General features: G+C 41.4%; 22 protein-coding genes. 18 read left to right on the forward strand and 4 right to left on the reverse strand.

The window, feature by feature from the left end; all coding sequences use genetic code 11:
• Positions 1-627: 627 nt before the first annotated feature.
• Together FTU91_RS11245 and FTU91_RS11250 are read left to right on the forward strand one after the other, a co-directional pair.
• Positions 628-1,596, forward strand: a complete 969-nt coding sequence (locus FTU91_RS11245) for an aliphatic sulfonate ABC transporter substrate-binding protein (protein ID WP_180082199.1) — start codon at positions 628-630, stop codon at positions 1,594-1,596.
• A 44-nt stretch (positions 1,597-1,640) separates the two neighbouring features.
• Positions 1,641-2,426 carry an ABC transporter permease gene (locus FTU91_RS11250; protein WP_257221719.1) on the forward strand — a complete coding sequence of 262 codons (786 nt, stop codon included), beginning with the start codon at positions 1,641-1,643 and terminating at the stop codon, positions 2,424-2,426.
• A gap of 37 nt (positions 2,427-2,463) precedes the next feature.
• Here the strand turns inward: FTU91_RS11250 and prmC are convergent, their stop codons facing one another.
• Together prmC and prfA are read right to left on the reverse strand one after the other, a co-directional pair.
• Positions 2,464-3,282, reverse strand: a complete 819-nt coding sequence (gene prmC / locus FTU91_RS11255; RefSeq protein WP_180082201.1) for a peptide chain release factor N(5)-glutamine methyltransferase — start codon at positions 3,280-3,282, stop codon at positions 2,464-2,466.
• Complete coding sequence (gene prfA, locus FTU91_RS11260; RefSeq protein ID WP_180082202.1) at positions 3,282-4,370, reverse strand: peptide chain release factor 1; 1,089 nt, start codon at positions 4,368-4,370, stop codon at positions 3,282-3,284. The genes prmC and prfA overlap by 1 nt, the downstream gene beginning before the upstream one ends.
• 365 nt (positions 4,371-4,735) lie before the next feature.
• On the opposite strand from prfA, the gene FTU91_RS11265 reads away from it, so the two are divergent.
• The 4 genes from FTU91_RS11265 to FTU91_RS11280 all read left to right on the forward strand — a co-directional run bounded on the left by FTU91_RS11265 (position 4,736) and on the right by FTU91_RS11280 (position 8,106).
• Positions 4,736-5,167: a hypothetical protein gene (locus FTU91_RS11265; RefSeq protein WP_086197280.1), complete on the forward strand. Its 432-nt coding sequence runs from the start codon at positions 4,736-4,738 to the stop codon at positions 5,165-5,167.
• Positions 5,168-5,361: 194 nt separating this feature from the next.
• Positions 5,362-5,880, forward strand: coding sequence for a glycine zipper domain-containing protein (locus FTU91_RS11270; protein ID WP_180082203.1), 519 nt, complete (start codon positions 5,362-5,364; stop codon positions 5,878-5,880).
• Between the two features lie 157 nt (positions 5,881-6,037).
• Entirely contained in the window at positions 6,038-7,039 is a 1,002-nt protein-coding gene (locus FTU91_RS11275; RefSeq protein WP_180082204.1) for an LLM class flavin-dependent oxidoreductase, read from the forward strand.
• Between the two features lie 512 nt (positions 7,040-7,551).
• Positions 7,552-8,106: a flavoprotein gene (locus FTU91_RS11280; protein WP_180082210.1), complete on the forward strand. Its 555-nt coding sequence runs from the start codon at positions 7,552-7,554 to the stop codon at positions 8,104-8,106.
• Positions 8,107-8,149: 43 nt separating this feature from the next.
• Here the strand turns inward: FTU91_RS11280 and FTU91_RS11285 are convergent, their stop codons facing one another.
• On the reverse strand, positions 8,150-8,920 hold the full coding sequence (locus tag FTU91_RS11285) for a hypothetical protein (protein ID WP_180082205.1): 771 nt from the start codon (positions 8,918-8,920) through the stop codon (positions 8,150-8,152).
• Positions 8,921-8,986: 66 nt separating this feature from the next.
• Complete coding sequence (locus FTU91_RS11290) at positions 8,987-9,823, reverse strand: pyruvate, water dikinase regulatory protein (protein ID WP_086197275.1); 837 nt, start codon at positions 9,821-9,823, stop codon at positions 8,987-8,989.
• Between the two features lie 153 nt (positions 9,824-9,976).
• Here FTU91_RS11290 and ppsA point away from each other — a divergent pair, with 153 nt between their 5' ends.
• From ppsA to alr, 12 genes are all read left to right on the forward strand, one after another.
• The gene (gene ppsA, locus FTU91_RS11295) at positions 9,977-12,355 is read left to right on the forward strand and encodes a phosphoenolpyruvate synthase (RefSeq protein ID WP_086197274.1); all 2,379 of its coding nucleotides are present in this window, start codon (positions 9,977-9,979) and stop codon (positions 12,353-12,355) included.
• A gap of 88 nt (positions 12,356-12,443) precedes the next feature.
• A complete protein-coding gene (locus tag FTU91_RS11300; RefSeq protein ID WP_131274772.1) occupies positions 12,444-13,214 on the forward strand; it encodes an RDD family protein in 771 nt (256 codons plus the stop codon).
• Positions 13,215-13,532: 318 nt separating this feature from the next.
• A complete protein-coding gene (cyoA, locus tag FTU91_RS11305) occupies positions 13,533-14,603 on the forward strand; it encodes a ubiquinol oxidase subunit II (protein WP_180082206.1) in 1,071 nt (356 codons plus the stop codon).
• 3 nt (positions 14,604-14,606) lie between these two features.
• A complete protein-coding gene (cyoB, locus tag FTU91_RS11310; protein WP_180082207.1) occupies positions 14,607-16,595 on the forward strand; it encodes a cytochrome o ubiquinol oxidase subunit I in 1,989 nt (662 codons plus the stop codon).
• A 4-nt stretch (positions 16,596-16,599) separates the two neighbouring features.
• Positions 16,600-17,220 carry a cytochrome o ubiquinol oxidase subunit III gene (cyoC, locus tag FTU91_RS11315; protein ID WP_086197270.1) on the forward strand — a complete coding sequence of 207 codons (621 nt, stop codon included), beginning with the start codon at positions 16,600-16,602 and terminating at the stop codon, positions 17,218-17,220.
• Positions 17,220-17,546 (forward strand): cytochrome o ubiquinol oxidase subunit IV, encoded by a 327-nt coding sequence (locus FTU91_RS11320; RefSeq protein WP_086197269.1) that lies wholly within the window; start codon positions 17,220-17,222, stop codon positions 17,544-17,546. The genes cyoC and FTU91_RS11320 overlap by 1 nt, the downstream gene beginning before the upstream one ends.
• A gap of 10 nt (positions 17,547-17,556) precedes the next feature.
• Positions 17,557-18,435: a heme o synthase gene (gene cyoE / locus FTU91_RS11325; RefSeq protein ID WP_180082208.1), complete on the forward strand. Its 879-nt coding sequence runs from the start codon at positions 17,557-17,559 to the stop codon at positions 18,433-18,435.
• Positions 18,436-18,746: 311 nt separating this feature from the next.
• The gene (gene rpsF / locus FTU91_RS11330; RefSeq protein ID WP_086197267.1) at positions 18,747-19,133 is read left to right on the forward strand and encodes a 30S ribosomal protein S6; all 387 of its coding nucleotides are present in this window, start codon (positions 18,747-18,749) and stop codon (positions 19,131-19,133) included.
• Positions 19,134-19,145: 12 nt separating this feature from the next.
• On the forward strand, positions 19,146-19,373 hold the full coding sequence (gene rpsR / locus FTU91_RS11335; protein WP_004719336.1) for a 30S ribosomal protein S18: 228 nt from the start codon (positions 19,146-19,148) through the stop codon (positions 19,371-19,373).
• Between the two features lie 9 nt (positions 19,374-19,382).
• Positions 19,383-19,829 carry a 50S ribosomal protein L9 gene (gene rplI / locus FTU91_RS11340; protein ID WP_086197266.1) on the forward strand — a complete coding sequence of 149 codons (447 nt, stop codon included), beginning with the start codon at positions 19,383-19,385 and terminating at the stop codon, positions 19,827-19,829.
• A gap of 260 nt (positions 19,830-20,089) precedes the next feature.
• Positions 20,090-21,535, forward strand: coding sequence for a replicative DNA helicase (gene dnaB / locus FTU91_RS11345; RefSeq protein ID WP_086197265.1), 1,446 nt, complete (start codon positions 20,090-20,092; stop codon positions 21,533-21,535).
• A gap of 300 nt (positions 21,536-21,835) precedes the next feature.
• Positions 21,836-22,900, forward strand: a complete 1,065-nt coding sequence (gene alr, locus FTU91_RS11350; RefSeq protein WP_180082209.1) for an alanine racemase — start codon at positions 21,836-21,838, stop codon at positions 22,898-22,900.
• Positions 22,901-23,026 lie beyond the last annotated feature (126 nt).

Genomic DNA, 23,026 nt, shown 5'->3' on the forward strand with positions numbered 1-23,026 from the left:
GAATAATTCAAGTGAATTTGTTTGAAAGAAGAACTTTAAAAGCTTTATTTTCACCCGATAAAATACCCATAAAACAAGAGGAAGCTCAAATGAGCTTCCTCTTGTGAAAAATTGTGGGACAGCAATGCCCCAGTGAGTCGCTTTTTTTAAATCAATTTAATTTGTTTGATTTTATATCACGCCCCAATAGTAGATCTGACCACATATTCTTTCTACTTACCTCTCTTATGCTGCACCAGACAGATCTGAATTACTCATCAAATCCTGTTGGCAGCTTGCATTACCATTTAAAAACATAGTTTGACTATTTCCTTTAAATTTTTGTTTTCAGCAATCGCTAAACGCAACTATCTATGTAATTACATAGCAATTACATTAAAATTACAAAATCTCATTTTTCTTAATTGTTTCATATTTTACTTTTATTCATGCTGATGTAACTTTTTGATATAAAGTACAAAATATTTAAATGAATAAAATAAATTCATTAAAATTCAAAAACTTATTTCACAAAATTCAATATATCCATAATTAAGATAATTTTATAAAAATTACTTTTTTGTCTTATCCCTTAAGTTACTGGCAGTATTTGCTGCATCTCATTCAAATCATTCTATCGGGACTTATATGCAAAATTCTGGTTTCAAAACGAAAATACTCACAGCGATCACATTCGGCTTGGTCAGTCAATATAGCCTGGCAGCCCTACCTGATACGCTAAAGCTGGATTATGCCTATTATGCTCCGACCAGTTTGGTGGTGAAGGAACAAAAACTTTTGGAAAAAGCTTTACCTAAAACCCAGATTAAATGGGTGTTTAGTCAAGGGAGTAACCGTTCACTCGAATATTTAAATAGTGGCAGTGTAGATTTTTCCTCAACGGCCGGTTTGGCAGCCGTACTCAGCCGTGCCAATGGCAGTCCAATTAAAACCGTTTACATTCAGAGTCAGCCTGAATGGACAGCCTTATTGGTTGCAAAAAATTCTCCCATTAAAAACCTAAAAGATTTAAAAGGAAAAAAAATTGCGGCCACCAAAGGTACAGACCCTTTCCTGTTTACCTTACAGGCACTGGAAACAGCAGGCTTGAATAAAAAGGATGTTCAGCTTGTACACTTGCAGCATCCAGATGGTAAAACGGCACTGGAACGTGGACAAGTCGATGCCTGGGCCGGTTTAGATCCGCTAATGGCCTCTGCACAAGTCCAGTCAGGTGCAAAACTGCTGTATCGAAATGTTGGTTTTAATAGTTACAGCGTATTAAGTACCAGGGAGCAATTTGCCAGCCAAAGCCCGGAAGCCATCGAAGCGGTGATTAAAGCTTATGAACAGGCACGTAAATGGGCCAAAGCCAATCCAGCCAAACTGGCCGAATTGCTGGCACGTGAATCGAAATTGCCTATTGCTGTAGCCAAACTGCAACTCAGCCGTACCAATTTTGAGCAAAACATCCCGACTGTAAAACATCTCAATGCATTGAAAAAATCAGGAACTATTTTGACTGAAGAGGATTTAGTTCGTAAAGGCACTAATGTCAATCAGGTGATTGATCAACTGTTTGATGCGAAATATGCAAACAAGGTTGTAAATAGATAATGAATTCGTCTGTAACAACGAATAAGGCACCGGTTCAACCTGAAATGGATAGAGTCCCAGCGCCTGGCTTGCTTAAATTATTAAGCAAGCTGAAGGGGCTGGTCATCCCTGTACTTGCGTTGATCCTGTGTGAAATTTTGGTTAGAAACGATTTTATAGCACCCTACCTGCTCCCCGCACCCAGCAGTTTATGGCAATCGTTATTAGAACTGTCTACAGGTGATTTGTGGCTACATATCTGGACCAGTACCTGGCGGGTATTTATAGGCTTCTTTATTGGTAGCGGACTTGCGCTGGTTTTCGCCCTTTTGGTCGGTTTAAACAAGCAAGCTGAAGAATTTTTAGAACCTTCTTTTTCAGCGATTAAGTCGATTCCAAGTCTAGCATGGATTCCCCTGTTACTGCTGTGGTTAGGCATCGATGAAACCTCCAAAATCACCCTGATTGCCATCGGCGCATTTTTCCCGACCTATACCAATACCGTTGCCGCGATTCAGGGCGTAGACCGCAAGCTGATTGAAGTGGCGCAAGTCTACCGTCTGAAATACCTGCAACAGATCAAGGAGATTGTACTTCCGGCAGCATCCCCGGGTATTTTAACCGGTTTACGCAACAGCCTGAGCTTGTCCTGGATGTTTATGATTGCTGCTGAACTGATTGCGGCCACTCAAGGGATTGGTTATTTGCTTAGTGATGGACGGGAAACCTCTCGACCTGATATTGTCATTATTGCAATTATTTTATTGGCGATTTTAGGCAAAATGACGGATAGCTTAATGAAAATTGCTGAAAAATGGCTGTTACGCTGGCGGGATGTAGTCAAAAAATAAAGCGCATGATGCGCTTTATTTTTTATCTTTTTTAAGATTAATGTGGCCATTGCCCCAAAGTGACACGGTCATTACCACCATAGTCTTTTACCGTACGCACTTGCTTATACCCGGCTTGAGTAAAGATATGCCGCACAGCATCGCCCTGATCATAACCATGTTCCAACACCACCCAGCCATTGACGGTTAAATGCTTTTTGCCCTGCTGGATAATCTGCTCCAAATCTGCCAGACCATGTTTGTCTGCTACCAAAGCCCGCTCCGGTTCAGTCGCCAAATCCTGCATATGGATATCATCTGCATCGATATACGGCGGATTGGAAACAATGACATCAAAGAATTCACGGCCCAGAGGTTTAAACCAGGAACCACAAACAAAACGCACATGCTCAAGATCATGCTTTTCAGCATTAAACTGAGCAACGTCTAGAGTCGGTGCATAAATATCGGTTGCCGTAATAGACCAATCCGGACGTTCACTGGCAAGAGATAAAGCAATGGCTCCCGTTCCGGTGCCTAAATCGACAATTCGGGCATCTTCAGGCAAGTCGAGTTTCAGTACCGTTTCGACCAGTACTTCTGTGTCTGGACGTGGCACCAAGGTGTCTTTGGTGACTTTTAAATCCAGTGTCCAGAATGGCTGTGACCCCGTGACATAAGCCAGAGGTTCACCTGCTGCAATACGTGCCAAGCCATTACGATATGCCTGTTCTTGCTCTGCTGTTAATTCCAGATTTTTTTTCAATGGCAAATCAAAAGCATCAATTTTGGTAATGTGCTCAAGTAACCACGCATTTTCTTGGCGTTCATAGCTTTCTGCATCACCACGTAAGGCCAAAGCCTGTGCAATATTCATTAGCCACCATTCTGCTGTGCAAGAAGTGCCAGCTGGTCTGCCTGATATTCGCGATGCAAACTGTCGAGCAATTCGGTCAAGTCACCTTCCATCACGGCATCCAGCTTATATAAAGTCAGGTTGATACGGTGATCAGTCATACGACCTTGCGGATAGTTATAAGTACGGATACGTTCCGAACGGTCACCGGAACCAACCAAGTCACGGCGCATTTCCGAAGTTGCCGCATCTGCCGCCGCACGTTTGGCATTTTCCAGACGTGAAACCAAAAGTGCCATCGCTTTAGCTTTGTTCTTATGCTGTGAACGTTCATCCTGACATTCAACCACTGTACCGGTTGGAATATGGGTAATACGCACTGCCGAATCGGTTTTGTTAATGTGCTGACCGCCCGCGCCTGATGCACGATAAGTATCAATACGCAAATCTGCCGGGTTAATGTCTACCGAAGTATCCACATCCACCTCAGGCAAAATGGCAACCGTACATGCTGAAGTATGCACACGCCCTTGTGATTCGGTTGCAGGTACACGTTGTACACGGTGCGCGCCACTTTCAAATTTCAGGCGACCATACACCCCTTCACCATTAATCAGGCAGATGACTTCTTTATAACCGCCGTGTTCACCTTCATTTTCAGACAGGATTTCCAGACGCCAGCCCTGCGTTTCAGCATATTTGCTATACATGCGGAATAAATCGCCCGAGAAAATCGCCGCTTCATCGCCACCAGTTCCGGCACGAATTTCCAGATAAGCCGAGTTGGCATCGTTTGGATCTTTCGGAATCATCAAGATATTGAGGTCTGCTTCCAGTTGTTCCAGCAGCGCCTTATTGTCTTTGATCTCTTCCTGAGCCATTTCCTTAAAATCAGGATCGCTCAACATGGCTTCAGCAGTTTCTATATCTTCTTCTGCCTGACGGAATTTAGTCCAGACCTCGGTGATTTCGGATAGGTCACTATGTTCACGTGACAATTGACGGAAGCGTTTGTTATCTGAAATCACTTCAACGTCGGCAAGCAATGCGTTTAATTCTTCGTGACGGTCAGAAAGTTGATCTAATCGTAAACGTAACGATTCTTTCATTTTGCTCAATATCTCAATACAAAGGCTATCTCCATGCCTTAGATGACATGGAGCAGCGCAAAAAAATTGTACCTAGTGTAACGATTCTAAGGGTTAAATGACATAGATATTGTGGGGACAAACCCACATATAGAAAGGGATTTTTTTAAGATAAAAACTGTATTGATACCAGTTTTATTCATATTTGCCTTATAAATGTGCATTTTATGAGCACTTTTGAATATTGTTAATATAACTTTACAAAGCAGACACTAAACGCCACAACTCTAGTTGAACCTCTCCACATTGTTGGAAAAAATTTTTGTTACATTTGCCGACATCGAAATAACTTACCTATAACGTTCATTTTGGACATGGAGTTAACTATGAAACTGAATGCATTATTACTCAGCGCAACAATGGCGGCTGCATCAATGTTTACTGTTACTGCTCATGCAGACAACTCTACTCGTATTGCGGCAACATCCGCATTAGGTAGCGTAGCAGGTACTGCAATTGGTAAACAGATGGGCGGCAATACCGGTGCAATGATTGGCTCTGCTATCGGTGGTGCGGGTGGTGCTGCAGTTTCTGCAGACCGACGTAATCGTACTGGTGCTGCTATCGGTGGTGGTCTAGGCGGTGTTGGTGGTTATGCCGTAGGTAAAAATGTCGGTGGTTCTACTGGTGGCTATATCGGCTCTGCACTAGGTGCTGCAGGTGGTTCGGTACTGGGTAAAAAAGTTTCAGAAGACCGTCGTGCTGATCAACGCAAATACAAAAAACATTCTAAAAGATATTATCGTAGCCATCGTTAATAGATGATGCTAGGACAGAACTAAAAAGCACCTGAAGGTGCTTTTTAGATTTTTTATCATAATGATCCGTTATTAATTATGGATAAATCTGAAAGATAAAAATACAAATGATAAACAACTCACCCATGATCATTTCTACATCTTTCATTACATTTAACTCAAGATATAACAAAAGCTTCCAAAAGGAGTTTGCCATGAAATTTAATTCCATCATTCTTGCTGCTGTAGTGACTTCATCTGCTTTAACCATGACTACAGCCAATGCAGGCAATACAACAAATACAGCCTTAACTTCTGCTCTGGGCGGTGTTGTAGGTGCCGCCGTGGGTAAACAGATGGGTGGTACCACAGGTGCAATGATTGGTTCAGCGATTGGTGCTGGAGCCGGTGCCGGTGTTGCTTCCAACAAACGTGACCGTACTGGTGCCGTGATCGGTAGTGCTCTGGGCGGTGCTGGTGGCTATACCGTAGGTAAAAATATGGGGGGTACTAGTGGCGGTTATATCGGTGCCGGATTAGGTGCTGCAGGTGGTTCGGTACTGGGTAAAAAAGTAAGCGAAGACCGTCGCTACGATGACCGTGATGAACGTCGCTATGATCGTGATGAGCGTCGTTATGATGACCGCTATGATCGCCGTTATAACAGTTATCGTTACAGTGACCGCCACGACAATGGTCGTCATTTAGGTTGGTACAAAAACGGTAAACGTTAATTCATCGCAATACAAATTGCCTTAAAGCACCTTCGGGTGCTTTTTTATGCTTGCTACAAGCCAAATCACAAGCATCGCCCATATATCGAAAAAAAACGATATACAAGTTCAAGTAGGCAGCGTATGCTTTTCTTAGCCCTGATATTAGAGAAAACCAATGCGTTCTTTAAAAGATACCCAATTTTCAATTCTGGACCTAGTTCCTGTTCGTGAAAATAAAAGCATTCTATCTTCATTACATCATGCACTTACTTTGGCTCAACATGCCGAAAAATTAGGTTATAAACGCTTATGGCTCGCTGAGCATCACAATATGTCCGGCATCGCCAGTTCAGCAACTGCTGTTCTCTTAAGTTATTTATTGGCAAATACTCGAACTTTAAAAGTCGGCTCAGGCGGCATCATGCTACCGAACCATGCCCCTTTAATAGTTGCAGAGCAATTTGGTACTTTGGCAACACTCTATCCAAACCGTATTGAACTTGGTCTTGGTCGTGCACCGGGTACGGATCAAAATACAATGCGTGCACTGCGTCGTGGCCGTCAGGAAACTGAAGATCAATTCCCACAAGATGTACTGGAAATTCTGCAATACTTTAAAGATCCACTACCACAGCAACGCATTGTGGCAACTCCAGGTCAAAGTACCCATGTTCCGGTCTGGTTACTCGGTTCAAGTTTGTTTAGCGCACAACTAGCCGCAAAGTTGGGTCTACCCTATTCATTTGCCTCCCATTTTGCACCGCGAATGCTCGATCAGGCGATCAAGCTATATAGAGAGAACTTTGAACCCTCGGAATACCTGGATCGGCCTTATGTTTCAATGGGTGTTCCAACGGTAATCGCTCAGACAGATGAAGAAGCGCAATATTTAGCAACATCACCATATCAGCGTATTATTTCAATGTTCCGCAACCAACGCGGCAAGTTGAAACCACCAATCGAAAATATTGATGAAATCTGGTCACCTGCAGAAAAAATGTCGGTTGACAGTTTCTATGCCATGGCACAAATTGGCTCACCTGAAACGGTTAAAGCTGGTTTAGAAAACCTGTTAGAAAAGTATAATGTCGATGAATTTATCTTTACCTGTGATATCTATGACACAGATAAACGTCTTGAAAACTTTGAATTATTGATGAATATCAAAAACGCTTAATCCTTTTAAAATCGTAAATAGCATCTGCTTGAGGTGCTATTTTTTTATCACAACTGCCCCATTCAGTTCATCATCTGATCTATTTTTAGCAATAAGACTGGATAACATTTACGAACTTGTGTTCGAGGCATCTCTCTATAAAGAATAATCCATTTTAAGGATACAACCCGACCAGAAACCATATTAATTAAATTATAAATATCAAATATTTAAATAAATTATTTCAACAAATAAACACACTAGACAATTAACAAAAATGCTCATCTCACTTTAAGTACTTAAGCAAATTACATTGTCCGGCTTTTTCATACACTTGTCATTAAACCATGATTTTAGAGGTGTACATAATGGCTTCAACAGACCTAAAAAAATGGTTTCATATTCCTGCCGATGCAATGATGGCGATGACTGACAAGATTCCAGAAAAATCTTTACCCAAAGTTCCATCTTGGATATACCTAGGAAGTACAGAACAAACTGCAACAAAAGTAAAAATAAAAAAGGATATAAAAATGGTCAACAAGAAAAAGAATCCACTGGATGGATTCTTTCAAAATTCACCCGATTTTTTCCAGAAATTTCAGGGGAAAATCGTCGCTTCTGAAGACATTAACAACTTTGATTTCACTAATTTAAATGTGGCTATTGTTGGGGGCAACCAGATGACAGTTATGCATCTGGAACAGATATGCAATACCGCAAAATTTGTAAAAGTATTTCAAATTACACCACTTTTTATTTTACCTCAAACTGAAAAAGGCATTCACAAACTGCTTTCGCATCCTTTGATTATCAAGAATCGTCGTTTATTTAACACCCGCGTCAAATCATTACTGGCTATTCGCTATCTGGATTCCCAAGTTCAAGATACCTGGTTAAAACGCCAGCTAATGCCCAATTCGGCATCTGGGAATAAGGTTTTTCTCAAATCGGATCGTTATTACACTGCGCTGCAACAGGATAACTGCAAGCTGATTACCTGGCCTGTGGTAAAAATTACTGAAAATGCAGTACAAAGCATGGAAGGTGTTGAACATTTAGTAGATGTCATTATTACTACCTCTTGATGTTTCAACATAAAAACAGACATATCAGCCGCTCTTATGCATTTTATTTTACTATGCCAATATATTGATAATAATGTTTAGCCTTTTGATAACGCAAATAATTAGAAGTTAATTCACCTGATGGCTTAATGACTAAAATATCGATGTTTTTAAGATTTTTGGAAACACGAATATAGTGCCGATTCATATCAAAAGGCTGGATATTTTCTGGATAATAATGACAATCATAACTGACATCAATATGGTTCCGTACTTTCGTTCCGATTTTAAATACCTCGACAGCTTGATATTTCGAATTTCTAATTTGCGCTGCCTGAATAGCATAGGTCCCTACACAACTGCTGCCAATATAGGTACTTGAAATAAAATAAGTGGGTGCTTTATTCAGCTCAGTTTGCTGAATGGATCGTATAAATCCTCCATCATTCACCGCCTGAGTAACAACTTTATTGCCCTGTTTAAATTGCACATAAGATTCGAATTCCCGCATCGTACCGCCAGCTGAAATATCAAATGTATAAAATTTCAGCTTTTGATCAGGGCTATAATGTATAGAAATCATGTTTTTGCTGGCTAGATTTTTAAAATTATAGTGGAAACTTTGTGGATGACTCTGAATAAAATCGACTACTTTTACAGCCACCTCCTGATTAACACCCTCACTCTCATAAATGTCTGCTAAACGCCTTTGATCATATTGTTTGATCATTTGGGTTTCAAAATCAGCCACAGATTGTGCAAAAACATGCGCATTTATCAGACTAAACCAAGCAAAAACAAGAGTTATTTTATTTATTTTTAATACTTTATTCATATAATTACGCTCTATATTTTCGATTATAGAAATGGAGTTAAATCTGAATTTAACTCCATTTTTAAATTAGCCAATACGACGTTTTAAACCTGTCATCTGTAAAACACGGGTTGAAATTTCCTCAATCGACATTTCAGAAACATTCAGATATTTAATGCCTTCTGAAATATAAATGCCTTCTACGGCACGCAGTTCCATTTGGCATTGATTAAAACTTGCATAACGGCTATTGGCTTTACGTTCGCTACGAATCGCTACAAGTCGTTCAGCATCAATCATTAAGCCAAATAGCTTATGCTTGTGTGCCTTTAACACCGCAGGTAAACGGTTGTCATCCAGGTCTTCTTCGGTCAGCGGATAGTTCGCCACACGAATTCCAAACTGTAATGAAAGATAAATTGAAGTCGGTGTTTTACCGGAACGGGAAACCCCAATCAGGATCAGATCGGCTTTGTCATAATGACGTGTGCGTGCGCCATCATCGTTATCTAGGGCAAAATGCACTGCATCAATACGTGCTTTATATGACTCAGAATCGGTTACAGCATGGGTTTGTCCGACTAAAGTTGTAGGCGCAGTACCTAAAACCTCAGACAATTTACCAATAAGACCTTCAAAAACATCAAGATTTACTGCGTTTGCAGTATTGATAATATCACGCACATACGGGTCTACCAAGGTATCAAACACCAAAGGTTGTTGCCCATCTTGATCGGCACGCTGGTTGATTTCAGCTACCACATTCATCGCAGCTTCTTCGGAACTGATATAAGGAATAATATGAATGTCAAAATCTACATGAGGAAACTGTGCTAACAGTGAGTGTCCAAGGGTTTCAGCAGTAATTGCAGTCCCATCGGAGATAAAAAACACACTGCGTTTAATCTGTTTACCTTCTGACATTAAAATTCTCCTTAAATATTTGTCTAAGTGCTGTAAAATCTTTATAGTAAACCGATCTTACATGACTGTCGCCGAGTAAATCAAAAAGCTGGGCGATTTGTTATAATTTCATGCCAAGATAGTGATTAATACTGCATAAGTGGAGTAACAACTTTGGAAGCGCGCGTAATTGGTCTAGAAAAATTAGGGAAACACGACGTTGAACTCGTTGGTGGGAAAAACTCATCACTGGGTGAAATGATCAGCCATTTGTCTAATGCTGGTGTATCAGTACCGGGTGGTTTTGCAACCACAGCTGCTGCGTATCGTGAATTTCTCGAGCAAAGTGGCCTAAACGCTAAAATCAACGCCGAGCTTGCAGCGCTTAATGTTGATGACGTAAAAGCTCTAGCAGAAACTGGCGCAAAAATCCGTCAATGGATTGTCGAAACTCCGCTTACAGCAGAACTTGAAAAGGAAATTCGCGAATCTTTCGCTGCTCTTTCAAACGGCAACCCTGACATCGCGGTTGCCGTTCGTTCATCTGCAACAGCAGAAGACTTGCCAGATGCATCATTTGCAGGACAACAAGAAACTTTCCTGAACATCCGTGGCATCGACAACGTTCTTGTAGCCATTAAGGAAGTATTTGCTTCACTTTACAACGATCGCGCAATTTCTTACCGTGTACACCAAAACTTTGCTCACGACATCGTAGCGTTGTCGGCTGGCGTGCAACGTATGGTCCGCTCTGAAACTGGTGCTGCTGGTGTAATGTTCACACTGGATACAGAATCTGGTTTCCGTGATGCAGTATTTATTACCGCTTCTTATGGCTTGGGTGAAATGGTCGTTCAAGGTGCTGTTAACCCTGACGAATTTTATATTTCTAAACCACTTCTTAAAAATGGCAAGCATTCTATCCTGCGTCGCAACTTGGGCTCTAAACACCAAAAAATGATTTATGGTGAAGAAGGTGCAGCAGGTAAATCTGTCGTTGTCGTCGACGTTGAAAAACAAGAGCGTCAACAATTTGCCTTAAATGATCATGAGCTGCAAGAACTTGCAAAACAAGCCTTGATCATTGAAGAACATTACGGTGCCCCAATGGACATCGAATGGGCCAAAGATGGTGATGACGGTCAGCTTTATATCGTTCAGGCACGTCCAGAAACCGTAAAAAGCCGTGAAAATGTCGGCACCATGGAACGCTACCTGCTTAAACAAAAAGGTACTGTGGTTTGTGAAGGCCGTTCAATTGGTCAACGTATCGGTTCTGGTAAAGTCCGCATCGTCACTTCGATTAAAGAAATGGATAAAGTACAAGACGGTGACGTACTCGTATCTGACATGACTGACCCGGATTGGGAACCAGTGATGAAACGTGCTGCTGCTATTGTCACCAACCGTGGTGGCCGTACCTGTCACGCTGCCATCATTGCACGTGAACTTGGTGTTCCAGCGATTGTAGGTTGTGGTAACGCAACCGAAGTTCTGACCGATGGTCAAGAAGTAACTGTTTCTTGTGCTGAAGGTGACACAGGCTTTATCTATGAAGGTGCTTTAGATTTCGAAGTTCAACGTAACTCTATCGAATCTATGCCTGCGCTTCCATTTAAAGTCATGATGAACGTAGGTAACCCTGACCGTGCATTTGACTTCGCACAAATTCCAAACGCAGGTATTGGTCTGGCACGTCTTGAATTCATCATCAACCGTATGATTGGCGTGCATCCTAAAGCATTACTCAACATTGACAGCCTTCCACGCGAAACTCGCGCTGCTGTAATGGCACGTACTGCAGGTTACGCTTCTCCAATCGAGTTCTATGTAGAGAAACTGGTTGAAGGTATTTCTACCCTTGCTGCTGCATTCGCTGACAAACCAGTGATCGTGCGTATGTCTGACTTTAAGTCAAACGAATATGCCAACCTGATCGGTGGTAAGTTATACGAACCAGAAGAAGAAAACCCAATGCTTGGTTTCCGTGGTGCAAGCCGCTACGTTTCTGACAACTTCCGTGACTGCTTCGAACTTGAATGCCGTGCATTGAAAAAAGTTCGTGACGAAATGGGCTTAACCAACATTCAAATCATGATTCCATTCGTACGTACAGTAAACGAAGCGAAACGTGTCATTGAATTATTGGCATTGAATGGTCTGAAACGTGGCGAGAATGGTCTGAAAGTGATCATGATGTGTGAATTACCAACCAACGCATTGTTAGCTGAACAGTTCCTTGAGCACTTCGATGGTTTCTCTATCGGTTCTAACGACCTGACTCAGTTAACGCTTGGTTTAGACCGTGACTCTGGTATCGTTTCTCACCTGTTTGATGAACGTGACCCAGCGGTTAAAGCACTTCTCTCTATGGCAATCCATGCATGCCGTAAAGCAGGCAAATATGTAGGTATTTGTGGTCAAGGCCCTTCTGATCACCCTGACCTGGCTAAATGGTTGATGGAACAAGGTATTGAGTCTGTTTCTTTAAACCCGGACTCCGTTTTAGACACTTGGTTCTTCCTTGCAGAAGAAAAAGCTCAACAAGCGTAATAAAACATGTTAAAAAAGACCCATTCGTGGGTCTTTTTTTTCTTCTGCGATTTTTTGTATTTTAGATTTATTTTGAGAATTGAGTTTTATGCAAATTTACTTGGCGAGAAATAATCAACAAGCCGGTCCTTACACCTTAGAGCAGCTTAATCAAATGCTCGCTAGCCAACAAGTGCTGCTAACAGATTTGGCCTGGCATCAAGGTATGACCGAATGGAAGGCTTTAGGTGAATTAACCCAAGGTAAACTTGTATATACACCTGAAGGCTATATCGCACCTGCGGCTTTTCCAGAACCTAGCCCTGTACAGAATTCAGCTATTCGTAAAGTTCAGGTGGAAAAAAAAGCAACTGCCCGACAGGAGTTGGCTGCAATTCCAACCCGTATTTTGGCAAAAATCATTGACTTGCTACTCTGGCTACCTGCAGCCGCAATTCCGTCATTTTTCCTAAAACCGGAGCAATTTAACCAGTTATCCGAGATTCAGCAAAAAATGCAATCGGCCGAGACTTCCACTCAAGCCATGCAATTGCAACAGGAATTATTTACCCTTATACCTTCTGAAGCCTGGCAGACCATGTTTATTTACCTCATTATTATGCTAGGTATACAGGCATTTATGTTGGCAAAATCCGGGCAAAGCATCGGTAAAAAACTGACCAAAATTAAAATTGTAGATGCCGATAATGGTGAAAAAGTCAGCCTGATGCGTGCTTTCACTTTACGTAGCTTTATTTTTATCGTTTTAAATTTGCTATTTATGCCATTTATTACAATTATTGATCATGTTTTTGCACTGGGCGAAAAGCGCCAGACCTTACATGATAAGTTAGCCAAAACCAAAGTGGTTAAACAATAAGCATATAATTAGACAGGGATTGTTTTTATATCCCTGTTTTTCCGCAGAATATTGATATTAAAATAAAATTCATATAATAAAAGCTTAATTCCGAGTAAAAAAATCAGTTTTTATAACAGATATTTAAAGCCACTTTACATATAGCTTAGTTTGTCGATATCAGGCATAATGCCCTACAACGTAGCGGTGCCTCATGATTGGGAAGGCTTTACTGTGCTTGGATTTTCTAAGTGAAAAATAAACATTTCCAATCATGCGACACTTTAATCGCTATCCCATATTAAATTAGGGAATGGGACTCTTCACCGAGGTTGTAAAATGAGACAAACAATTTTAGCTGTATTGTCTTTATCTGCGATGGCTGCACTCTTGACTGGGTGTGGTGGTGATTTAGTACTTCTGAACTCCAAAGGTCCAGTTGCTGAAGGTCAATCAAACCTCATGTTGACTGCGATTTACTTAATGCTATTGGTGGTTATTCCATCAGCGATTATGGCATTATGGTTCGGATGGAAATATCGCGCGTCGAATAAAGATGCAGACTATAAACCTACATGGGCACACTCTACTGCAATTGAAATTGTAGTCTGGGGTGTTCCTGTTATTATTATTGGTATTTTAGCTTGGTTAACTTGGTGGGGTTCCCACAAGTATGACCCATACCGTCCGCTAGAATCAGATAAAGCACCTTTAAATGTTCAGGTTATTGCTGAACAGTTTAAATGGATTTTTATCTATCCAGAACAAAACATTGCGACTGTTAACGAAATTCGTTTCCCAGAAAAAACTCCGGTTAGCCTGCGTTTAACTTCTAACTTCACAATGAACTCGTTCTTCATCCCTGCATTGTCTGGTCAGATTTATGCTATGGCGGGTATGCAAACTCACCTGAACTTCTTGGCAAATGAAACCAGTCCTGCTGAAGGCTTCCGCGGTTTCTCTTCTAACTATTCAGGTTATGGTTTCTCGCAAATGCGTTTCCGTGCACACTCTGTGACTGATGCTCAGTTTGCTGAATGGGTTGCTGCAGTTAAAGCGGGTAATGGTAATACCATTAATCCTCAAGCTGTTCAAAAAACAGTTTTAGATCAAGCTGAATTTGCAACCTTACGTGACGGTAACCGCTCTAAGCACCAAATCGAAGCAATCGTTGCGAAAGCGCAAACTCCTGAAGAGAAGGCTGCTGCTGAAGCGTTGAAGCCTTATCCGACTAAGCCACACCCAGTGACTTATTATTCTTCAGTAGAACCTAAACTGTTCGAATCTGTGATTAACAAATACATGAGTAATTACCACGGTGCTGATCACTCGGCAACTGCTGGTCATGAAGCTGCTGCTTCTGAAGCTCATGCAAATGTTGAACATGCGACTGCTTCTGTAGAGGAATAAGACATGAGCTTCTTAGGTAAGTTAGGTCCGGATGCAATCCCTCACGATCCAATCGTGCTGGTGACAGTTGCCATGATGGTCCTAGGCGGTCTTGCACTGTTTGCAGGTATCACCTATTTCAAAAAATGGGGCTATTTGTGGAACGAATGGTTCACATCTGTAGACCATAAAAAAATTGGTATCATGTATATCATTGTGTCGATTGTCATGCTTCTGCGTGGTTTTGCCGATGCGATCATGATGCGTCTTCAACAGTTCCTTGCAAAAGGTGGTGGTGAAGGTTACTTGCACCCAGAACATTACGATCAGATCTTTACTGCGCATGGCGTAATCATGATCTTCTTCGTAGCGATGGGTCTTGTGGTTGGTTTGATGAACATTTCTGTACCACTTCAAATCGGTGCACGTGATGTTGCCTTCCCGCTATTAAACTCTTTAAGCTTCTGGCTATTCGCTGGCGCTGCTGGTCTGGTAATGGCTTCTCTTGCTTTAGGTGAATTCGCTGCAACAGGTTGGATGGCTTATCCTCCTCTATCAGGTATCGAATATTCTCCTGGCGTAGGTGTAGACTACTACATTTGGGCACTGCAGATTTCAGGCTTGGGTACACTTTTAACTGGTGTTAACTTCTTCGTTACCATCATTAAAATGCGCGCGCCTGGCATGACCCTTATGGATATGCCTATTTTTACCTGGACATCTTTAGTTACTGTTGTACTTATCATTGCGACATTCCCAGTATTAACTGCGACTATTGCAATGTTGTCACTTGACCGTTACTTTGACTTCCACTTCTTTACAAATGACTTGGGTGGTAGCCCAATGTTATATGTAAACTTGATCTGGACTTGGGGTCACCCGGAAGTATATATCTTGGTATTACCAGCTTTTGGTATTTACTCGGAAGTTACTGCCGTATTCTGCCGCAAAGCTTTGTTCGGTTACAAATCAATGGTGTACGCTACTGTAGCAATTGGTGTTTTATCACTTGTTGTTTGGGTTCACCACTTCTTTACCATGGGTGCAGGTGCCAACGTTAACGCGTTCTTCGGTATCATGACCATGATTATTGCGATCCCGACTGGTGTGAAAATCTTCTCTTGGTTATTCACCATGTATAAGGGCCGCATTACCTATACAACACCAATGCTTTGGACACTTGGCTTCCTTGTGACTTTCGGTATCGGTGGTTTAACAGGCGTATTGATGGCAGTTCCACCAGCGGACTTCCTAGTACACAACTCTTTATTCCTTATCGCTCACTTCCATAACGTAATTATTGGTGGTGTAGTGTTTGCGATGTTCGCAGGTATCATCTTCTACTGGCCAAAAATGTTTGGCTGGCAGTTAAATGAAGCTTGGGGTAAAGCTGCATTCTGGTTCTGGTTCATCGGTTTCTATTTTGCGTTCATGCCACTTTATATCCTTGGTTTCATGGGTATGACTCGTCGTTTGAATACATTTGACAACCCTGAATGGGATCCATATGTAAATATTGCTTTAGTTGGTGCAGTTCTTATTGCACTGGGTATTGCATGTTTCGTTATGCAAATCGTGGTGGGTTTCTTGCAACGCGAGAAAAACATGGACGTTACTGGCGATATTTGGGATGGCCGTACGCTTGAATGGTCTACTTCTTCTCCAGCGCCGTTCTATAACTTTGCCTATCTTCCAAAGATCAACGGTATTGATACTTTCTGGACTGACAAAGAAAACGGTATTGCATACACTAAACCAACCAAGTATGAAGACATTCATATGCCAACCAACCGTGCGGCTGGTTTTGTTATCGCGATGTTCATTACTGTTATGGGCTTTGCTTTAATCTGGCACATCTGGTGGTTAGTAGCGATTACATTCGTTTCTGCGATCATTAGCTTCATCGTGTCTTCTTTCACCAAGAAAGTGGATTACTATGTTCCAGCTGCTGAAGTTGAACGCATCGAAAACGAACGTTATGCACAACTTGAAAAACACTTGAAGAAGGACTAAGACTATGGCTGAAGTACTTCATCACGATAACCACGGACACGATGAACATCATCATCACGATGATACTGACATCACGGTCTTTGGTTTCTGGTCTTACTTGATGAGTGACTTGATCCTATTCGGTACACTCTTCATCGCGTTTGCTGTATTAAGCAGTCACGTTCCAGTTGGTACTCCAAGTGCACGAGATCTTTTTGGTGAATCTCTCAGTTTCGTATTAACTGAAACATTCGCCCTCTTGATTTCGTCTGTAACGTTCGGCTTTGCTGTTCTTGCTGCCTACAAAAAAGACGTATCTAAAGTTCTTACTTGGCTTGCAATTACTTGGGTATTTGGTGCTTCGTTCATCGGCATGGAATTATATGAGTTCAATCATTTAGTTCATGCAGGTCATGGCCCTAGCACAAGTGCATTCTTATCTTCGTTCTTTACGCTGGTAGGTACACACGGTATTCACGTAACTTCTGGTTTGGTATGGATGATCGTGTTAATGGTTCAAATCAAGAAATATGGTTTGACTCTTCCAAACACTCGTCGTCTTGCATGCTTAAGCTTGTTCTGGCACTTCCTTGACATCGTTTGGATCTGTGTATTCAGCGTAGTTTACTTGATGGGAGTTCTCTAATGAGTCACGATCACAATTCAGCTGGTGCAGCACACGGTAACGTTAAACAATATACAGTTGGCTTTATCCTATCTATCATCCTGACCATCATTCCTTTCGGAATGGTGATGGCTGGTGGTTTTGGCCGTGGTATCTTGATTACCGTGATTGCAATTACTGCAGTTGCTCAGATTCTTGTACAGTTAATTTATTTCCTGCACATGAACTCTTCTTCAGAGCAACGCTGGAACGTTATTGCATTCGTTTATACGATTCTGACCATTGCCATCCTTTTGGTTGGTTCTGTATGGATCATGAACTACCTTCACTACAACATGATGATCTAAACTGGTTGTCATGCTGAAAAAGTATTTATTCCTGACTAAGCCAGGAATTCTCTTTGGTAACTTCGTTACCACTTTGGGTGGCTACTTTGTAGCTGCCCAAGGTTCTGTAGATTTCCTTCTTCTTCTCATTACCCTTCTCGGTACAACTCTGGTTGTAGCATCAGGTTGTGTAGTCAATAACATCATTGACCAAGACATCGACCAAAAGATGCAACGTACGCAAAATCGTGCGATGGTTAAAAAATCAGTTTCCGTTCCTGTTGCTTTGGTTTATTCCCTGGTACTTGGATTCGCTGGTTTTAGCATTTTGTGGTTTTGGGTCAATGAGTACGCTTTTTTATTTGCTGTTATTGGTTTTGTTGTATATGTTGGTTTTTACAGCTTATGGACAAAACGGACAACCATTCACCAAACCATTGTCGGTAGTATTTCCGGTGCGGCTCCACCTGTAATTGGTTATACCGCTGTTGCAAATCAGTTTGACATGGGTGCTTTACTTATTTTTATTGGGTATGCACTTTGGCAAATGCCTCACTCTTGGGCAATTGCAGTTTACCGCTTTGAAGATTACAAAAATGCAGGGATTCCAATTTTACCTGTAGCACGTTCAATTCATCGTACCAAGATTGAGTCACTCATCTACGTTGTATTGTTCTGTATCACCATGAATGGATTATTTGTTTATGGTTATACAAATTGGATTTATGTGGTCGTACTGAACCTTTTGTGTCTGTACTGGGTGTATTTGAGTATTCAGGGCTTTAAAGCTGAAAATGATCAGTTATGGGCAAAGCAATATTTCATGTTCTCTGTCAAATTAATCACTGTCATCAGCCTGTTGTTTAGTTTCACTTCAACAGCCCCACAATTACCCATCATATTTTTTTAAAAGATAGAGTCCTGCTCTATCTTTTAATTAGATATGTCATACACTTTGCACCCTTCTCGTTATACTTTGTTTACTTTCCTTATTTTCAATAACAAACTTTTAGTAAGTAATTTCCTTTTCATCCTTATAATAAGCAAAATTTAGCTCAGCACTATTTTCAGTATTTTTGCTTTTTGCTCTCCTCAAACCTTGTATTTAGCCAGCAAAGGCTCTAAAATTCACGCTTCGCAATTTATGCGACACAACTTTAGTTGTGACTCCTTGCCTCTGCTTGTATTTGCAGAGGCTGTATAAACCGTAAGGAGCTGACAATGCGTCACTACGAAATCGTACTTTTGGTACATCCAGACCAAAGCGATCAAGTTGTGGGTATGGTAGAACGTTACCTAACTCACATCAAAGAAGCTGAAGGTCAAATTCACCGTTTAGAAGATTGGGGCCGTCGTCAATTGGCTTACCCAATTAACAAAATTCACAAAGCTCACTACATTTTAATGAACGTTGAATGTGGTCAAGCTACGCTTAATGAATTAGAAGAATTGTTCCGTTATAACGATGCAATCCTTCGTAATGTTATTATTCGTCGTGAACACGCTATCACTGAAGAGTCTTTACTTGCTAAGAGTGCTGAAGAAAAACGTGCGCGTAAAGCTCAACGTGAAGAAGCACAACAAGCTCAAGACTCTGCTGAAGCATAAGGAGAACATTACATGGCACGTTTTTACCGTCGTCGCAAGTTCTGCCGCTTTACAGCTGAGAACGTTACGTACATCGACTACAAAGATATCGATACTTTGAAACAGTACATCACTGAAAACGGCAAGATTGTTCCTAGCCGTATTACAGGTACTAAAGCTCGTTACCAACGTCAATTGGCGCTTGCTATCAAACAAGCTCGCTACTTAGCGTTGATCCCTTACACTGACAATCATAAGTGAGGTTGAGCTGTGGATATTATCTTATTACAACGCATTAAAAACCTTGGTAAACTAGGCGATAAAGTATCAGTTAAAGCTGGTTACGGCCGTAACTTCCTTATCCCTCAGGGTAAAGCAGTTGCAGCGACTGAAGCGAACACTGCTGCTTTTGAAGCTCGTCGTGCTGAACTTGAGAAAGCTGAAGCTGACGTTTTAGCTGCTGCTCAAGCACGTGCTGACCAATTGAACGAAGTTAACATCGTAATCACTGCTAAAGCTGGTGACGAAGGTAAACTATTCGGTTCTATCGGTACTCGTGACATCGCTGACGCTTTAACTAATGCAGGTCTTGAAGTTGACCGTGCAGAAGTTCGTTTACCAAACGGTGCGCTTCGTCACACTGGTGAATTCAACATCGCAATCCAATTGCATCATGATGTTATTGCTGAAGTTCTCGTTACTATCGTATCTGAGTAATTTCTTGCAAGAAAAAGAGCATGCTTTTGCATGCTCTTTTTTTATCTCTAAAAATAGTCAAAATAGTTGAATTAACCCTTATATAGACCTTGTTCACTTCATTTATTTTGACTGTTTTTAGATACTTAAATAAATGAAATTTTCGATTCGCATTTTTTTTAAGAGCGCGTATCATCTGTTTATACGAAGATAATACCTTTTTTATTCTTCGGCATTTTTTTCAAATTACTCATTTATTGCATTTAAAATTAGGGTTTTATATGTCACAGGCGAATGCCAGCGCTATGCTTAACTCAGTTAAAGTAGATAATAAAGCAAATGAGTCAGGCCAACTTAAAGAGTTTCGTACACCTCCGCATAACTTGGCAATTGAACAAGCTGTTCTTGCCGCGCTGATGACGGTCGCAGAATCTTTTGAGCAAGTCGGTGATGTATTAAGTGAAAACGATTTCTACGCCACACGTCATAAATATATTTTCCGTGCCATTGAAAAATTAGCCCAGGAAAACTCGCCTTATGATGCCGTATTGGTCAATGACTGGCTGATCAAACAGAACCTGCTTGAAGCTGTGGGTGGCGAAGAATACTTAATGCAATTAATGGCAGATTCTCCTTCCAGCTTTTATAACCTGGAAACTTATGCCAATAAAATTAAAGAATTTTCAACATTACGCAGCATGATTAAAGTCAGCTCTGAAATTTTACAGAATGCTTACGACACCAAAGGTCGTAGCGTGAGTGAAATTCTGGATCTAGCTGAAACCAACATCTTCTCGATTGCTGAACAGCATAATAACAATGCCAAGGCCCAAGGCCCAAAACCGATTAATGCGGTAGTCGCCGATGTTTTTGATAAGTTGAATGAACTTTCCCAAATGGAAGGCAACATTACCGGTTTAACATCAGGTTTCGTGGAACTGGATAATAAAACTTCAGGTATGCAGGCTGGTGATTTGATTATTGTGGCTGCACGTCCATCTATGGGTAAAACCACTTTCGCCATGAACTTGGTGGAAAGTGTGCTGTTTAACTGTGACTTGCCTGCCCTGGTTTTCTCTATGGAGATGCCCGCAGATTCGATTGCCATGCGTCTGATTTCTGCTTACGGTAAAGTCCATCAGGGTCATCTGCGTGCCGGTAAACTGGATGGCGATGAATGGTCTAAAGTCACCGGTACCATTTTACAGCTACAGGAAAAACATCTGTACATCGATGATTCTTCTGCCCTGCCTCCGACGGAATTACGTGCCCGTGCCCGTCGTATTGCCAAACAACATGGCGGAAAAATTGGCTGCATCATGGTCGATTATCTTCAGCTCATGAAAGTACCTGGTATGGGTGACAACCGTGTCGGCGAGATTTCAGAAATTTCCCGCAGCTTAAAAGCCTTGGCTAAAGAGATGAACTGTCCTGTCATTGCACTTTCTCAGCTGAACCGCTCACTGGAAAACCGTCCAAATAAACGTCCGGTGATGTCCGACTTACGTGAATCTGGTGCGATCGAGCAGGATGCCGACTTGATCATGTTCATTTACCGTGACGAAGTGTATAACAAGGAATCCAAAGAAGCCGGTACTGCCGAGATTATTATCGGCAAGCAGCGTAACGGACCGATCGGTACGGTTCGTCTAGCTTTTGAAGGTCAATACACGCGCTTTAGCAATCTCTCACCTGAGTTCTACGCTCAATATGATGATGAAGAATAAGATAAAAAAACGAGGTGCTGACCTCGTTTTTTTAAATTTATTTTTCTTGTACCATTGCTTTAATTCATCACTGCTACGTATTACATAAATTTTTTCTGTTTAATATTTGGTGAAAAATACACTTTAACTTAGTGTTTATTTTCAGTCATAGGATTACAATATCCCTCTCCATTTTGCTTAAGTTCCTCATTTTCAAGACTGAGGAATAGCATATCTATAATATTCTTATGTAGAGCTTATAAGCGATTTGATATAACAAATTGCTGTAATTTTTTATTGTAATCCCAAGGAGTGACGAGGGTGCGCCAAGCAACAGTTTATATTGATAGAGAAGCCCTTCAATATAATTTAAACCGTGTCAAACAACTTGCACCGACTGCTCAAATTGTCAGTATGGTCAAAGCCAATGCTTATGGACATGGAGTCAAAGACTGTTTAGCAGCCTTGGGTGAAACGGATGCTTTTGGTGTCGCCTGCCTGGAAGAGGCTTTAGAAATTCGTGAACTTGGCTATAAGCAACCGATTACCCTCATTGAAGGCATTTTTTCTGAAGATGAAATGCAGGTGGTGATAGAGAACAATATTGAATGTGTGGTCCATCATCAGCAACAGTTAGACTGGTTACGCGCCCATAAAGCAGCTTATATTGGTAAAAAATTAAAAGTTTGGGTCAAGCTGAATAGCGGTATGAACCGTCTTGGTTTTAAAGTACCCGAAATTATTGAAGTAATTAATTCACTTAAAGCTGAGGGTTTTACTTGTGTATTGGCCATGCACTTTGCCAATGCCGATGCCAACCATCCTTTAAATGAACAACAAAAAAATCAGTTCCTGCAAGTGAAACAAGCTTGTGCGCCCGTGATGGGCTCTTGCTGTAATTCCGCTGCTATTTATAAATGGCCTGAACTGCATTTTGATTTTGTCCGTCCAGGAATCATGCTTTATGGTGCATCACCATTTGCAGATCAATCCGTCCATGATTTAGGACTTAAACCGGTCATGACTTTTACGGCTGAAATTATTGCCCTAAACCACATTCAAGCAGGTGAACATGTCGGTTATGGCTCCACCTTTACCGCTGACAAAGACATGGACCTCGCTATCGTTTCAATTGGTTATGGAGATGGCTACCCTCGTGCCTTCCCTAAACAGAACTATGTATCTATTAACGGTCAAGCGACCCGTGTGATTGGCCGCGTTGCCATGGACATGATTGCCATTGATGTGACCGGTATGGATGCTCCGCTTGGAACTGAAGTTGAACTCTGGGGTAAAAATCGTCTGGTTGATGATGTTGCCGCAGCCAATGGCACCATTGGTTATGAGCTACTCTGTCGTTTAAGTGCACGTCCTATAAGAAAATAAGTAAGCGTCCGCTGAACACACCTTATGAATTCATCCTATAAGCCTTAATTTAGTCCCCACTTAAAAACAAGTGGGGACTAAAATTTATGACTACAAATAATCAGACATCCATCGCATCTCTTGCGA

It is taken from the genome of Acinetobacter sp. YH12201 (assembly GCF_013418145.1).
Classification (GTDB): Bacteria; Pseudomonadota; Gammaproteobacteria; order Pseudomonadales; family Moraxellaceae; genus Acinetobacter.

Excerpts from the sequence above, each read along its gene's own strand:
- FTU91_RS11245 (WP_180082199.1), top strand. The coding sequence starts at position 628 with ATGCAAAATTCTGGTTTCAAAACGAAAATACTCACAGCGATCACATTC.
- FTU91_RS11250 (WP_257221719.1), top strand. The coding sequence starts at position 1,641 with ATGGATAGAGTCCCAGCGCCTGGCTTGCTTAAATTATTAAGCAAGCTG.
- prmC (WP_180082201.1), bottom strand. The coding sequence starts at position 3,282 with ATGAATATTGCACAGGCTTTGGCCTTACGTGGTGATGCAGAAAGCTAT.
- prfA (WP_180082202.1), bottom strand. The coding sequence starts at position 4,370 with ATGAAAGAATCGTTACGTTTACGATTAGATCAACTTTCTGACCGTCAC.
- FTU91_RS11265 (WP_086197280.1), top strand. The coding sequence starts at position 4,736 with ATGAAACTGAATGCATTATTACTCAGCGCAACAATGGCGGCTGCATCA.
- FTU91_RS11270 (WP_180082203.1), top strand. The coding sequence starts at position 5,362 with ATGAAATTTAATTCCATCATTCTTGCTGCTGTAGTGACTTCATCTGCT.
- FTU91_RS11275 (WP_180082204.1), top strand. The coding sequence starts at position 6,038 with ATGCGTTCTTTAAAAGATACCCAATTTTCAATTCTGGACCTAGTTCCT.
- FTU91_RS11280 (WP_180082210.1), top strand. The coding sequence starts at position 7,552 with ATGGTCAACAAGAAAAAGAATCCACTGGATGGATTCTTTCAAAATTCA.
- FTU91_RS11285 (WP_180082205.1), bottom strand. The coding sequence starts at position 8,920 with ATGAATAAAGTATTAAAAATAAATAAAATAACTCTTGTTTTTGCTTGG.
- FTU91_RS11290 (WP_086197275.1), bottom strand. The coding sequence starts at position 9,823 with ATGTCAGAAGGTAAACAGATTAAACGCAGTGTGTTTTTTATCTCCGAT.
- FTU91_RS11300 (WP_131274772.1), top strand. The coding sequence starts at position 12,444 with ATGCAAATTTACTTGGCGAGAAATAATCAACAAGCCGGTCCTTACACC.
- cyoA (WP_180082206.1), top strand. The coding sequence starts at position 13,533 with ATGAGACAAACAATTTTAGCTGTATTGTCTTTATCTGCGATGGCTGCA.
- cyoB (WP_180082207.1), top strand. The coding sequence starts at position 14,607 with ATGAGCTTCTTAGGTAAGTTAGGTCCGGATGCAATCCCTCACGATCCA.
- cyoC (WP_086197270.1), top strand. The coding sequence starts at position 16,600 with ATGGCTGAAGTACTTCATCACGATAACCACGGACACGATGAACATCAT.
- FTU91_RS11320 (WP_086197269.1), top strand. The coding sequence starts at position 17,220 with ATGAGTCACGATCACAATTCAGCTGGTGCAGCACACGGTAACGTTAAA.
- cyoE (WP_180082208.1), top strand. The coding sequence starts at position 17,557 with ATGCTGAAAAAGTATTTATTCCTGACTAAGCCAGGAATTCTCTTTGGT.
- rpsF (WP_086197267.1), top strand. The coding sequence starts at position 18,747 with ATGCGTCACTACGAAATCGTACTTTTGGTACATCCAGACCAAAGCGAT.
- rpsR (WP_004719336.1), top strand. The coding sequence starts at position 19,146 with ATGGCACGTTTTTACCGTCGTCGCAAGTTCTGCCGCTTTACAGCTGAG.
- dnaB (WP_086197265.1), top strand. The coding sequence starts at position 20,090 with ATGTCACAGGCGAATGCCAGCGCTATGCTTAACTCAGTTAAAGTAGAT.